The organism is Rhabdothermincola salaria, from assembly GCF_021246445.1.
Lineage (GTDB): Bacteria > Actinomycetota > Acidimicrobiia > Acidimicrobiales > Acidimicrobilacustridaceae > Rhabdothermincola_A > Rhabdothermincola_A salaria.
Genome location: NZ_JAJQXW010000004.1, coordinates 164,383 through 177,134 on the forward strand (window position 1 = coordinate 164,383; position 12,752 = coordinate 177,134).

Sequence of the window (12,752 nt, forward strand, 5' to 3'; positions counted from 1 at the left end):
CACGCTCGCGGGTCGGCGGCCACGGCCCGATCGGACGCTCAGTGCAGGGCCCGCCGCAGGACCTTGCCGGTGAGCCCCACCGGGAGGGCGTCCACCACGTGGACCGCCGAGGGGCACTTGTACCGGGGCAGCGAGCGGCGGCAGAACTCGCGCAGCTCGTCGGGGTCGAGGACCGTGCCGGGCGCGGGCACCACCCAGGCCTTGACCGCCTCGCCGGTGGCGGAATCGGGCACACCGGTCACGGCCACGGCCTCGATGTCGGGGTGCTCGCCGAGGACGTCCTCGACCTCGGCGGGGAAGACGTTGAACCCCGACACGAGGATCAGCTCCTTGGCCCGGTCGACGAGGAAGAGGTGGCCCTCGCCGTCGACGACCGCCAGGTCGCCGGTGCGCAGCCACCCGTCGGGGGTGAGCGCCCGAGCGGTGGCCTCGGGGTCGTTCCAGTACCCCGGGAAGACGTTGTCGCCGCGGACCCACAGCTCGCCGGGGTCGTCCTGCAGGGACGGTTCGCCGTCGGCGTCGACCAGGCGCACCTCGATGCCGGGCAGCGGGACCCCGATCGACCCGTACGGCGAGTCGGTGCCGGTGGAGGCGGTGACGACGGGCGATGTCTCGGTGAGCCCGTAGCCCTCGTCGAGGTGGACGCCGAAGCGGGACTCGAAGCGCTCGGCCACCTCGACGGGCAGCTTGGCGGCGCCGGACGTGGCCACCCGCACCGAGGCGAGCGCGTCGTCGGGCGCCGACTCGAGCTCGAGCCAGGCCTTCCACATGGCGGGCGCCCCGGCGATGTGGGTGACGTGGTGGCGGCGCACCAGCTCGAGCGTGCCCACGGGGTCGAACCGGGGAGCCAGCACCACCGTCGACCCGGTGCGCAACCCGAGGTGCAGGACCACGTTGAGACCGAACACGTGGAACAAGGGGAGCACCCCGAGCGCCACGTCGCCGGGCTGGGGCAGCCGCTCGGGGACCTCCGCCACCTGGTCGAGGTTGGTGATGAGGTTGCCGTGGGTGAGCATGGCCGGCCTCGGCACCCCGACCGTGCCGCTGGTGAACAACAGCACCGCCAGGTCGGACGGGGACCGGTCGACCACGTCCACGGGGTCGGCGGCGGCCAGCTCCTCCCACCGCTGCTCGTCGGCGGAGATGACGTGCTCGAGCTCGGGCAGCGATTCCCGGTCGAGGCCGGCCACCGCCGCCGAGGCCCGCCCGGCCACCAGCACCGATGCCCCGGTGAGGCGCAGCTCGTGGGCCAGTGCCGCGGCGGGCGACGCCGCGTTGAGCGGCACGCTGATGGCACCCAGGCCCATGACCGCCAGATGGGTGACGACGAAGAGCAGGTCGGTGCCCGAGACGATGGCGACCCGGTCGCCGGGCTCGACGCCGAGGGCGCGCAGCCCTCCACGGGCGCGACCGGTCAGGTCGCGCAGCTCGCCGAAGGTCACATGACGGTCGCCCACCACCAGGGCGACGGCGTCGGCGGGGTGGGGGTCGACGATGGAGGCCAGGTTCACGTCCGGGGCCTCCCCCCTCGCGTCCGACGACGCCCGATGGGCGCAGCTCCCTGGGCGTTCCCGCCCGGGGTGACCACAGTAGCCACCCGACGCGAGGCCGGATCGTTCCAGTCCCGGGTCCCATCGGCCGATGGGGAGGAGGAGGATCCATGCGGGCAGCAGCGACACCACGACAGCGATCGGTACCGGGCCGCCTCGTCGCGCTCGCCCTGCTCGTCGTCCTCCTGGTCCTGGCCACGACGTTCGCCCCGTCCGGCACCCCTGGTCCCGCACCCGCCCACGCCGGCAGCGGCGACGTCGGCCAGTACCTCGGCCTGCTCAACCAGGCCCGGGCCCGGGCCGGCGTGGCGCCGCTGACCCTCGACGGCGAGCTCTCGGGCACGGCCCAGGGCTGGGCCGGACAGCTCGCCTCGTGGGGGCGACTCCAGCACGCCTCGGACCTGTCGATCGGGGTCAGCCAGCCCTGGGTGAAGCTGGGCGAGAACGTGGGTCGCGGCCCCAGCACCGGCGTGATCTTCGACGCCTTCCTGGCCAGCCCCACCCACTACCGCAACATCGTCGACGGCTCCTTCACCCGGGTGGGCATCGGGGTGGTGTGGTCGGGCGACACCCAGTACGTCACCCACCGCTTCCTGGCCCCGGGCGGCGGCCGACCTCCTGCACCTCCACCGCCACCTCCGCCGCCGTCACCACCGCCGTCGCCCTCGCCGGCCACGGGAGGCGAGTCGAACGGCGGCAGCGGCGCGGGGACGACCGCCTCAGCCGGAGCCCCGGCGACCGCCGAGGAACCACCACCGCCGCCGCCACCCGGTCCCGGCGACCCCGTCCGCGCCGCCTCCGTCCTCGACGCGCTGCGCGCCCTCGACGGCTCCGCCGCCAGACTGGGCCGGTGAGCGCCGCCATCGAGACCGAGGGGTTGACCCGTGGGTTCGCCCACGGCCTCGCCGTCGACGGTGTCACCTTCTCGCTCGAGCCGGGGCAGGTCCTCGCCCTGCTCGGCCCCAACGGCGCCGGCAAGACCACCACCGTGCGGCTCCTCGACGGCGTGCTGCAGCCCCACGGCGGATGGTCACGGGTGCTGGGGCTCGATCCCTCCGTCGACGGTGATGCCGTGCGTCGTCGCACCGGCGTGCTCACCGAGAACGCCGGCCTCGACGACCGTCTGACCTCTCGTGAGAACCTCCTCTACGTGGCCCGCCTGCGCGGGTTCGCCGTCGGCGACGCCCGGCGACGGGTCGACGACCTGCTCGAACGGTTCGGGATGATCGAGCGGGCCGACGACCTCACCCAGGGCTTCTCCACCGGGCAACGCAAGCGGGTGGCCCTGGCCCGAGCCCTGCTGCACGACCCCGAGGTCCTGTTCCTCGACGAGCCCACCTCGGGCCTCGACCCCGCCGGCACGCGCGACGTCATCGACCTCATCGACGGCCTGGCCGCCGAGGGCCGCACGATCGTGATGGCCACCCACTTCCTGGGCGAAGCCGGGCGCCTGGCCGATCGCATGGCCGTGCTGCACCGCGGCCGACTGCGCGCCTACGGCGCCCCCGAGGACCTGGCGGCCGGCCTGTGGTCCGGCGTCGGCGCCGAGCTCGATCTCGGCGCCCCGGCCGACGACGCCACCGTGGCTCGCCTCGCCGGCGTGCCCGGCGTCCAGCAGGCGTTCTCCCACGACCACGGCGCCCGCTTGGTCGTCGACGACCGCGAGGCCCTCCCCCACGTCGTGGCCCGGGCGGTCGAAGGGGGACTGCCCGTGTACGGCGCCGCCCTGCACCGACCCACCCTCGAGGACGTCTACTTCGCCATCGAACGGCGCATCGCCGACGAAGAGGGGGCCCTGGCCACCGACGGCTTCGCCGCCCCCGACGGGGTGAGCTCGTGATCGGCGTCGACTGGCGGGCGGTCTGGACGATCGTCGGTCGCGACATCCGCGCCGTCCGGCGCTCCAAGGCCATCGTGTTGCCCATGGTGCTGGTGCCCACCGTGTTGCTGGTGGCGATGCCGCTCAGCATCGGGCTCCTGGCCCGCTCCGCCCCCACCACCCGGGTCGAGAGCGCGCTGCGCTCCCCCCTCATCGAGCGCCTGGCCGAGCCCATCCTCGCCCTGCCCCAGGACGAGCAGCTGCTCGTGCTGGTGCTGGGCTACCTGCTCGCCCCCCTGCTGTTGGTCATCCCCCTCATGGTCTCCGCGGTGCTGGCCGCCGACGCCTTCGCCGGTGAGAAGGAACGGCGCACCCTCGAGGTGGTCCTGCACCTGCCCATCTCGGATCGCGACCTGTTCATCGCCAAGGTGCTCACCGCCTTCCTCCCGGCCGTGGCCATCACCTGGATCGGCGCCCTGCTCTACTCGGTGATCGGCGACCTCGTCGCCTGGCCCCTGCTCGAACGCGTCTTCCTGCCCTACGGGCAGTTCGCAGTGATGGTGCTGTGGGTGGCCCCGGCCATGGCCCTGCTGGCCCTCGGGCTGTTGGTCGTGGTGTCCTCCCGGGCCCGCACCACCCAGGAGGCCAACCAGCTCGGTGGCGCGGTGATCCTGCCGCTGATCTTCCTGGCCGCGGCGCAGGCGTCGACGCTGTTGTTGATGCCGGTGCTCGGCGTGGTGGCCGCCGGCGCCGCCCTGTGGGCGTTGGCGGCGCTGCTGTTGGTGGTGAACGGCCGACGCTTCACCCGGGATCGCCTGGCGGCCCGCGTCTGACGACACGCGTCACCCGACCGCTCAGCGGGCGAACACGAACAGCTGCAGGGTGGCGGCGATCAAGATGGCGAGCAGGAGCACGCCGAGGGTGATGACGGTGCCGGGCCTCATGGCTGGGCCTCCTCGCCGCTGACGCGGCGCATGGTGAGGGTGACCGAGGTGGACGTGCCTCGGGCGGTGGTGTCGTCGTCGAGGGCGCGGATGACGACCTGGGAACCGGCGACGAGGTCGAGCCGGCCGGCGGCGGAGTCGCGGTCGAGGGCGAGGGCCATCAGCCCGTAGCTGTCGACGATCAGGCCGATCTCGCCGGCCCCGACCTCGGCGAAGGTGCGAGCCCGCCGGGCGGTGCGCAGGGTGCCGTCGAGCTCGACGGCCACCTGGTCGTCGTGGCCCTCGAGCTCTTCGGGCTCGACGTTGAGCTGGGCGTTGCCGTAGCGGTCGACCCACAGGACCTCGGCGATGATCTCGCTGCCCTCCTCGCGAGAGAGGGGCACCAGGCCGGGCATCAGCGACGCCGGCTCGAGCAGGGGGCCCAGCTCGGTGAGCTCGACGCCGTTGCACAGGTGGGCGGCCGCGGGGGCGAAGACATCGCGACCGTCGAAGGTCGCCGCCCCCGTGTCGAGGCGGTGCTCGGGCGACACGAGCTCCACCGCCCGGGTGGCGCCCCCGCACATGGCCACCGCGGGGGCGAGCAGGCCGTTGTCGGGGCCGACCAGCACCGAGGCACCGTCGCCCACCTCGACGGCGATGGGGCGGCGGGTGGTGCCGACCGCGGGGTCGACCACCGCGACCACCACCCCCGGGGCCAGGAAGGGGACGCTGCGGGCGAGGGCCAGGGCCCCGGCGCGCACGTCGTAGGGGGCGATGTCGTGGGTGAGGTCGATCACCCGCACGTCGGGGGCGATGGATCGGATGACCGAGTGCACGACCCCGACGAACTCGTCGGTGCGGCCGTAGTCGGAGAGGAAGGTGACGGTGTCGAAGGGGGGCGCCATGGCGGGGTCGAGGCTACCGGCGGGCCCGTCGAGGTCCCCAACGGGGGCGGCCCGACGCCCTGGCCGGTCGGGCCCGGCCGGTGCTATCGGCCGAGCTCTCTGGAGCGCTCGGTCGCGGCCTTCACTGCGTCGAGGATGGCCGCCCGCAAGCCGCCGGACTCGAGGGCGTGCAAGCCGGCCGCGGTGGTTCCTCCGGGCGAGGTGACGCCCGCCCGCAGGGCGGCGGCGTGCTCGTCGCTCGACTCGAGCAACCGGCCCGAGCCCAACAGGGTCTGCACCGCCAGCACCTCGGCCACCTCGCGCGACAGCCCCACCAGGACCCCGGCCTCGATGAGGCTCTCGGCCACGAGGAAGACGTAGGCCGGGCCCGAACCGGACAGGCCGGTGACGGCGTCGAGCTGCCCCTCCGACACCCGTACGACGACACCGACCGCGTCGAGCACCGAGGCCGCCCAGTCCAGGTCGTCGTCGCCCGCACTGATGCCGCCGGCGATGGCCGACGCCCCGGCGCCGACCACCGCGGGCGTGTTGGGCATGGCCCGCACCACGGCGATGCCCGCACCGAGGGCCGCCTCGAGGGCCCCGGTGGTGACCCCGGCGGCGATGGACAGCACTCGTCGGGCACCGGCCAGGGCGATCTCCTGCGCGGTCTCGGCTGCGTCGGTGGGCTTCACGGCCAGCACCGCGCCCTCGCAGGCCGTGGGCCGTTCGAGCACGGCCACCCCCGGGAACCCCTCGGCCAGGTCGCGCCGTCGGGCGTCGAGACGTTCGACCACGGCCAGCTCGGAGGCCTCGGCCCACCCGGCACCGAGCAAGCCGGCCAGGAGGGCCTCGCCCATGCGGCCGCCACCGACGATCTGCAGTCTCACCATGGTCGCCGACGCTACCGTCCGGACCGGGGAGGCCCGGGGCCTTTCCGGTCAGCGCGGCCGTGCCCGGGACCCGGACCCGTCTTCCCCGATCAGGTCCCGCTCCCGGGCACGCCGCTCACCGTAGGACAGCGCCGGTCCGAGAACAAGGAAAAACATCGAAACAGCACGAGATGTCCTCAGGCAGCGGCGCCGAGGCCGGTCAGCCCTCGGGGGCGTCCCCGAAGCGGGAGGCGTACCCGATGCGCAGCGCCGGCAGGAAGCACTGCTCCACGTAGGCGTAGAGCGAGCCCAGGATCCGATCGAGCTCACCGTCGTCGACGGCGTGCACGCCCAGGCTGCCCTCGAGGAACACCGCGTCCTCGGCGCCGATGGTGAACGCCGCGCCGGTGAGCTTGTGGTTGCGGCGCAGCAGGTGCTCGTAGAAGGCGGCGTGGTTCTCCTCGGGGGCCGGCATCACGTAGGTCTCGTAGTGCAGGGTCCGCTGGCGCAGGGTGAACCAGATCGAGAACACGTCCTTGGACTCGCCGAGGACCCGCACGTACCACCGGCGCTCGCCCGGCTCGCCCCGTTCGACGGCGGCCACCACCGGGTTCTCGTCCAACTGCGCCGCCAGCCACCCGTCGATCAGATCCTCGAGCGCATCGAGGGTGGCGGGGTCGGCGATCTCGTCGGCCATGGGAGCTCCCTGGGCGGTGGGCGCTGGCGTCAGGTGCAGCTGACGGGAGCGCGGGCGGTGAGGTCGGTGTAGAGGCGCCGCAGGCGAGCCGCGGTGGTGGACCACGTGTAGTGCCGGGCCCGCTCGGTGGCCGCCCGGCTCATGGCCGCGGCCCGGGCGGGATCGCCGAGGATGGCCGCGGCGGCCCGGGCGTAGTCGTGAGGGGACCGGGTCTCGACCAGCGAGCCGGTGACTCCGTCGTCGACGAGGGTCAGCAGCCCCCCGACCGCGGCGGCCACCACCGGGGTGCCGCACGCCGCCGCCTCCAGGGCCACGAGGCCGAAGGACTCCGAGCGGCTGGGCACGATGCACAGGTCGGCCGCCCGGTAGTAGGTGGAGAGCAGGTGGTGGGGCTGGGGCTCGACGAAGCGCACCCGCTCGCCGAGGTGGTGCTCGTCGACGAGGGCGAGGGCCTGGGCCATCTCCCGCTCGCCCTCGGCGCCGCTCGGACCTCCGACCACGACCAGCACCGCATCGGGATGGGCGGCCGAGAGCTCGGCCAACGCCGAGATGGCGACCCCCAGGCCCTTGAGCGGCTGGATGCGACCGACGAAGAGCAGCACCGGGTGCTCGCCGAGACCGAGCGCGGCGCGCGCCCCCCGACGGTCGCCGGGCGAGAAGAAGGCGTGGTCGACACCGGGGGGGACGATCTCGACCCGGCTCGGGTCGGCCCCGTAGAGCTCGACGAGCTGGGCGGCCTCGGCCGTGCCGTTGGCCAAGATGGCATCCGAGCACCCGATGACGTCGGTCTCGGCCACCACCCGCCGGTCCGGTTCGAGGTCTCCGGTGTCGGCCTTGACCCGCGCCAGGGTGTGGAACGTGGAGACCAAGGGCAGCGAGAGCTCGTGCTTGAGTCGGTGCCCGGCCAGGCCCGAGAGCCAGTAGTTGGCGTGGAGGGCATCCGCGCCGTCGCGGCGTTGCAGGTGGTCCCGCACGCCGTCGGCGTAGGCGTCGACCACGTCGGGCAGCTGCTCCTTGGCCAGGTCGTACGGACCGGCGTCGACGTGCACCACCCGGAAACCGGGCTCGACGTCGACGACCTCGGGCAGATCGGGCGACCACCTCCGCACGTAGACCTCGGCGCCCACGCCGGCCTGGGCCAGCGAGGCCACCAGCTCGCGCACGTAGACGTTCATGCCGCCGGAGTCACCCGATCCGGGCTGGGCCAGCGGCGACGTGTGCAGCGAGAGGACGGCCAGGGAACGCACGGAGATCACGTTACGAGCGCCGAGAGCCGGAGCCACACTCCAGGCGGCAGGGGCTCACTCCGCCGGGGAGGACAGGGCGCTCTCGACGGTGGCCTCGCCGGAGCGGTAGCGGCGGGCCAACTCGCCGTTGAGCACGTCGATGGTGCGGTGCAGACGACGCCGGCGGGCCGAGACCTGCCGCTCGAGGGTGTCGAGCTCGGCGGCGAAGGCCACGAGCTCGTCGTCGGCGGCGGCGGCCACCTCGGCGGTGCGAGTCCCCCCGCGGGTGACCCGCTGCAGCTCGGCGGCCAGCTCGGGATCGATCTCGCTCGGTTCGAGGGCCATGGGGATGCGGCCGCCGGCCGTGCCGCGGCCACTCTCCGACAGCACCTCACCGAGCCCTTCCACCAGCCCGGCGAGGTCGCGCCGCTCGCCCCCGGCCCGGCTCTCGAGCTCACCCCGGACGAGGTCGAGGGGGCCTTGCACCAGGCGACGCAGGTAGGACAGCCCGGTCTCGGTGCCCACGGCCGCGTCGCGACGCTGGCGCAGCTCGACCAGGCTCAGCGCCGGCAGGTCCTCGGCACCGATCCCGTCGAGCTCGAGCGCGCTGTCGCCGTCGGGCGTCGGGGTGTCGTCGGTTCCTGACATCGACCTTCTCCTGGCCTCGGGTGACGCGGCGCGGGGCGCCCGACGGCGTCACTGTAGGGCACCCTGCCGCCGCGATCAGCCCCCTCGCGACATCTTGCTCCCGAACGCGTAGCTGTCGGGAAAGGGCGTCACCTGTGAGCGCTCAAACCCGACAGGTTGGTCAGAGGGGGCGTGCATCGGCACCAGCTCACCGGCAGGTGGGCGACGGGAGCGCCAGCGACCCGCCCACACCGCGTCCCGACGAGCGCAGCGAGGAGGGCGCCATGGACAGGGTCAGCCCAGGTAGCCCCACAGCATCCACGCCCACGCCGGCCCGGCGACGAGCCACGCGTCGAGGCGCCGCAGACCGGGACCACCCGCCGCCGCCGACGGCACCAGGGCCGAACCGAGGAAGGTCCCCAGAGGAGCCGCGGCGGCCACCATGCCGCCGAACACCCACGCCGCCTGGCTGTCGAAGGGGCCGAGCTGGAACACCGAGAGGGCGAAGGTGAGCACCGCGACGGCCGCCATCCCGGAGAGCGGCCCCTCGATGGGGGTGCTGGCCCCGGTGCCCACCAGGTAGTCGCCCGCCTCGTAGGCGCTGACGAGGACCAACAGCACCACGAAGCTGACCGTGTCGGTGCGGGCCACCAGCACCGCCGCCGCGGCCCCCACCCCGGTGAAGAAGCCGCTGCGCAGGGTCACCCCGGCCACGGCCAGGACGACGGGACGGCCACGACGGGGGCGACCACGGGTGAAGAGCACGGCGGTGACCAGGCAGGCCACCACCGAGAGCAGCGCGACGAGCCCCACGAAGGCGATGCCGAAGCCGGCGGCCAGGGGCAGCGCCGCACCGACGAGGCCCGACGCCAGTTGCACCGGCCGACGGTGGACCCGCCGCCACGCGGCTGCGGTCTGCAACCCGGCCGCCCCCGCCACCAGGGCGAAGAGCACGGCGAGAGGCACCAGGCCGCCGATAGTGGCCACGAGGGCGACCAGGAACCACACGACCCCGAGACGACCTCGCGGCCCGCCGATGGGCTCGCCCGACACCAGCCGATCGGCCCACGAGCCGGGTGATCGATCGCTGGCGGGCGGCGCCTTGGCCGATGCGGGGGTCGCAGCCCGCCGGCGCGGGGCCGTGGTCACCGCGCTCCCGCAGTCGGCCCGCAACCACCCGACACCGGTGGCAGCACGGCCACCTCGTCGGCCGGTCCGACGGGGTGATCGACCTCGGCGGGCTCGCCGTTGCACCAGACCCGGCTGTTCTCGACCACGGCGGCGAAGTCCGGGCCGTAGGCGGCTACGGCGGCGGCCAGCACGTCGCCCACGGTGTCGCCCGCCATCTCGGCGCGAGCGGCTCCGGCCGCGTCGCGGGCAGCGGCGAAGAGACGAAGGTGGGCCACGCCGAGATGCTAGGCGTGGCTTGCGGTCGACCCGAAGCCCCGGGGGCGCACCAGGGCTGTCGCGAGCGGCGAGTACCGTCGGACCCGATGACCCAGATGCTCCTCGTCCGTCACGGCCAATCGGAGTGGAACGCCCTCGGCCGCTGGCAGGGGCGGGCCGATCCGCCCCTCACCGACCTCGGCCGGCAGCAGGCCTTCCACGCCAGCGCCCGCATCGGCTCGGTCGACGTCGTGTGCGCCTCGCCGCTGCAACGCGCCCTCGACACCGCCCGCATCATCTCCGAGCAGATCGGGGTCGGGCCGGTGGTGGTCGAGGCCGACCTGGCCGAGCGCGATGCCGGCCAGTGGCAGGGCCTCACCCGCGCCGAGATCGAGGACGGCTGGCCCGGCTTCCTCGACACCGGTCGGCGTCCGGAGGGCTACGAGGACCAGGACACCCTCGTCGTGCGGGTGCACGGCGCCCTGGGCCGCATCGCCGCCGAGTACGAGGGCGCCGAGGTCCTGGTGCTCACCCACGGCGGCGTCATCAACGCGGTGGAGCACGACTCCGGGCTCCCGTGGGAGCGCATGCCCAACCTCGGTGGCCGCTGGGTCACCCACCACGGCGACCGGCTGACGGTCGGCGATCGACTGGTCCTCGTCGACGACGACGAGCTCACCGTCCCCAGCCAGATCTGATCCTGGGAGGTGGCCGAGGTGGCCGTCCCGTTCCACGAGTACCCCGTCGAGGTCGTCCGCAGCGCCCGACGTCGCAAGACCGTCGGCGCCGAGATCGTCGAAGGACGGATCCGCTTGCGGGTGCCCGCCGACAGCACCGACGACGAGGTCGCCGCGTGGGCGGCCCACTTCGCCCAGCGCTTCCAGCGCCGCTACGGCCGCGGCGGCCGATCCGGGCACACCGGCGACGCCGACCTCCAGGCCCGCGCCGACACGCTGGCCCGCCGCTACGACCTGCCGCGAGCCACCTCGGTGCGTTGGGTGACCAACCAGCGGCGTCGGTGGGGATCGTGCACCCCGGCCACCGGCGAGATCCGTCTGTCCCACCGGCTCCAGCCGTGGCCGACGTTCGTCGCCGACAGCGTGCTCGTGCACGAGCTGGCCCACCTGGTCGAGCCCAACCACTCCAAGGCGTTCCGGGCCCTCGAGGCCCGCTACCCGCTGCTCGAACGCGCCAACGGGTTCCTGCTGGCCCAGGCCTACGGCGCCCCGACGATCACCGACGGTCCGGCGCCGCAGTGGTGCGACGCCGACGAACCCGATGCCGTCGACGCCCCGGACGACGGCGAGTGCCACGGTCCGGGCGCCACCACCCTCTTCGGGTGAGGCGGCCGCTCGCCTAGCGGCGACCCGCCCGCCAATGGGCTTCGTCGCGACCCATGGCGGTGGAGGGAGCATCGCCGTGGCGGTACTCCTGGAGGATGGAGCGCCAGTGGTTGCGGGCCTCCATGCGCCCCAGCATGGCGCTCATCCCCCACACCACCCGGTCGAGCAGCACGAAGCTGGCCGGCATGTCGAGCGCGGCGATGACATCCGCGTTGGGTCCCCGCACGTCGAGCAACGTCGACAGGGCGTCCACGACGTAGGTGGTGGTGAACGTGTACTCCTCGCTCAGGTAGGCGCGGTACGGCGCGCTCACCACGTCGAAGACGCGGTCGGGATCGAGGCCGTGTCCCGGGTGCAGGAAGCCGGCCGCCTCCATCGCCGCGGTGACGCCCGCCGCGTCGACGGCCAGCACGTGGTCGATGGCGGGGGCCAGCGCCTCCCATTCGCCGGGGGCGAAGGCCTTCACCAGGCCGAAGTCGAGGAAGGTGACGGTGCCGTCGGGATGGAAGCGGTAGTTGCCCGGGTGAGGGTCGGCGTTGAAGACGCGGTGCTCGTGCAAGGAGCCCTGCACGAACCGGAACAGCACCTCGGCGGCCCGCTGGCGCAGCTCGGCCGACGCCGTGGCCCGGAACTCGTCGAAGGTGAGGCCATCGACCCACTCCGAGGTCAGCACCCGGGTCGCCGACCGCTCGGGCACCACCTCGGGGATGCGCACGAAGGGGTGTCCGGCGTAGCGGCGGGCGAATCCGGTCTGGGCGTCCGCTTCGCGTCGGTAGTCGAGCTCGTCGGCCATTCGGGCCCGTAGCTCGTCGACCAGCGCGTGGGTGTCGAGGCCGGGCAGGGCCACGGCCGCCGCCAACGAGTAGAGGCGGTCGGCCTGATCGAGGTCGTGGGCGATGGCCCGGTCGACGCCCGGGTACTGCACCTTGACCGCCACCCGCCGGCCGTCGGGCATCACGGCGCGATGGACCTGTCCGATCGATGCGGCGGCCACGGGAACCGGGTCCCAGTCGAGGAACAGCTCCTCCGGGCGGGCCCCGAGCTCGTCGACCACGACCTGCTCGGCGAGGCTGGGCGCCATGGGCGGGACGTCCTGTTGAAGCTGGGCGAAGGCGGCCTGGGCCTCGGGAGGCAGGCCGTCGACGGCGAAGCCCACCATCTGGCCCAGCTTCATCAGCGCCCCCTTCATCTCACCCAGCTCGCGGGCCACGTCGGCGGCGCTGCGGACGACGAAGCGCTCCTCGAGCTCGGCTCGGCGGCGCTCGTCGAGGCGCGCCCCGCGCACCTTCATCGCCGCCAGGTGCGCACCACGGCGGGCGGTGAGGCGGGCCACCCGGAGCCGGCGGTCCCACCGCTCCCGGCGTGGCGAACGCGTCACGGCCCCCCATACCGACCGGTCGCGACGGCGTCCCCGAATCGACCAGG

14 protein-coding genes are annotated in these 12,752 nt (G+C 74.0%); 5 read left to right on the forward strand and 9 right to left on the reverse strand.

What is annotated here, in order from left to right:
* Positions 1–38: 38 nt before the first annotated feature.
* Positions 39–1,511, reverse strand: a complete 1,473-nt coding sequence (locus LUW87_RS15980; RefSeq protein ID WP_232672205.1) for an AMP-binding protein — start codon at positions 1,509–1,511, stop codon at positions 39–41.
* 149 nt (positions 1,512–1,660) lie between these two features.
* On the opposite strand from LUW87_RS15980, the gene LUW87_RS18915 reads away from it, so the two are divergent.
* The 3 genes from LUW87_RS18915 to LUW87_RS16000 are packed head-to-tail and all read left to right on the forward strand — an operon-like array spanning position 1,661 to position 4,202.
* Positions 1,661–2,404, forward strand: coding sequence for a CAP domain-containing protein (locus tag LUW87_RS18915; RefSeq protein ID WP_283251194.1), 744 nt, complete (start codon positions 1,661–1,663; stop codon positions 2,402–2,404).
* A complete protein-coding gene (locus tag LUW87_RS15995) occupies positions 2,401–3,390 on the forward strand; it encodes an ABC transporter ATP-binding protein (protein WP_232672206.1) in 990 nt (329 codons plus the stop codon). Before LUW87_RS18915 ends, LUW87_RS15995 begins: the two co-directional genes overlap by 4 nt.
* Positions 3,387–4,202 carry an ABC transporter permease subunit gene (locus tag LUW87_RS16000; RefSeq protein ID WP_232672207.1) on the forward strand — a complete coding sequence of 272 codons (816 nt, stop codon included), beginning with the start codon at positions 3,387–3,389 and terminating at the stop codon, positions 4,200–4,202. The genes LUW87_RS15995 and LUW87_RS16000 overlap by 4 nt, the downstream gene beginning before the upstream one ends.
* Before the next feature lie 107 nt (positions 4,203–4,309).
* On the opposite strand, the gene LUW87_RS16005 is transcribed toward LUW87_RS16000, so the two are convergent.
* From LUW87_RS16005 to LUW87_RS16035, 7 genes are all read right to left on the reverse strand, one after another.
* Positions 4,310–5,197, reverse strand: a complete 888-nt coding sequence (locus LUW87_RS16005; protein WP_232672208.1) for an SAM hydrolase/SAM-dependent halogenase family protein — start codon at positions 5,195–5,197, stop codon at positions 4,310–4,312.
* Positions 5,198–5,280: 83 nt separating this feature from the next.
* Complete coding sequence (gene proC, locus LUW87_RS16010; protein ID WP_232672209.1) at positions 5,281–6,069, reverse strand: pyrroline-5-carboxylate reductase; 789 nt, start codon at positions 6,067–6,069, stop codon at positions 5,281–5,283.
* A gap of 199 nt (positions 6,070–6,268) precedes the next feature.
* Positions 6,269–6,745, reverse strand: coding sequence for a YbjN domain-containing protein (locus LUW87_RS16015; RefSeq protein ID WP_232672210.1), 477 nt, complete (start codon positions 6,743–6,745; stop codon positions 6,269–6,271).
* A gap of 29 nt (positions 6,746–6,774) precedes the next feature.
* The gene (locus LUW87_RS16020; RefSeq protein ID WP_232672211.1) at positions 6,775–7,992 is read right to left on the reverse strand and encodes a glycosyltransferase; all 1,218 of its coding nucleotides are present in this window, start codon (positions 7,990–7,992) and stop codon (positions 6,775–6,777) included.
* A 54-nt stretch (positions 7,993–8,046) separates the two neighbouring features.
* A complete protein-coding gene (locus LUW87_RS16025; RefSeq protein WP_232672212.1) occupies positions 8,047–8,619 on the reverse strand; it encodes an RsiG family protein in 573 nt (190 codons plus the stop codon).
* Between the two features lie 273 nt (positions 8,620–8,892).
* On the reverse strand, positions 8,893–9,747 hold the full coding sequence (locus LUW87_RS16030) for a hypothetical protein (RefSeq protein ID WP_232672213.1): 855 nt from the start codon (positions 9,745–9,747) through the stop codon (positions 8,893–8,895).
* On the reverse strand, positions 9,744–10,004 hold the full coding sequence (locus tag LUW87_RS16035) for a MoaD/ThiS family protein (protein ID WP_232672214.1): 261 nt from the start codon (positions 10,002–10,004) through the stop codon (positions 9,744–9,746). The genes LUW87_RS16030 and LUW87_RS16035 overlap by 4 nt, the downstream gene beginning before the upstream one ends.
* Before the next feature lie 87 nt (positions 10,005–10,091).
* On the opposite strand from LUW87_RS16035, the gene LUW87_RS16040 reads away from it, so the two are divergent.
* Positions 10,092–10,682: a histidine phosphatase family protein gene (locus tag LUW87_RS16040; protein WP_232672215.1), complete on the forward strand. Its 591-nt coding sequence runs from the start codon at positions 10,092–10,094 to the stop codon at positions 10,680–10,682.
* Between the two features lie 18 nt (positions 10,683–10,700).
* Positions 10,701–11,327, forward strand: coding sequence for a M48 metallopeptidase family protein (locus tag LUW87_RS16045; protein ID WP_232672216.1), 627 nt, complete (start codon positions 10,701–10,703; stop codon positions 11,325–11,327).
* A 13-nt stretch (positions 11,328–11,340) separates the two neighbouring features.
* Here LUW87_RS16045 and LUW87_RS16050 read toward each other — a convergent pair whose 3' ends face one another.
* Positions 11,341–12,705, reverse strand: coding sequence for an ABC1 kinase family protein (locus LUW87_RS16050; protein ID WP_232672217.1), 1,365 nt, complete (start codon positions 12,703–12,705; stop codon positions 11,341–11,343).
* Positions 12,706–12,752 lie beyond the last annotated feature (47 nt).

What these genes read in the sequence shown, in the direction of transcription:
- proC (WP_232672209.1), bottom strand. Translation starts at nt 6,069, where the DNA reads ATGGTGAGACTGCAGATCGTCGGTGGCGGCCGCATGGGCGAGGCCCTC.
- LUW87_RS16040 (WP_232672215.1), top strand. Translation starts at nt 10,092, where the DNA reads ATGACCCAGATGCTCCTCGTCCGTCACGGCCAATCGGAGTGGAACGCC.
- LUW87_RS16005 (WP_232672208.1), bottom strand. Translation starts at nt 5,197, where the DNA reads ATGGCGCCCCCCTTCGACACCGTCACCTTCCTCTCCGACTACGGCCGC.
- LUW87_RS16015 (WP_232672210.1), bottom strand. Translation starts at nt 6,745, where the DNA reads ATGGCCGACGAGATCGCCGACCCCGCCACCCTCGATGCGCTCGAGGAT.
- LUW87_RS18915 (WP_283251194.1), top strand. Translation starts at nt 1,661, where the DNA reads ATGCGGGCAGCAGCGACACCACGACAGCGATCGGTACCGGGCCGCCTC.
- LUW87_RS16025 (WP_232672212.1), bottom strand. Translation starts at nt 8,619, where the DNA reads ATGTCAGGAACCGACGACACCCCGACGCCCGACGGCGACAGCGCGCTC.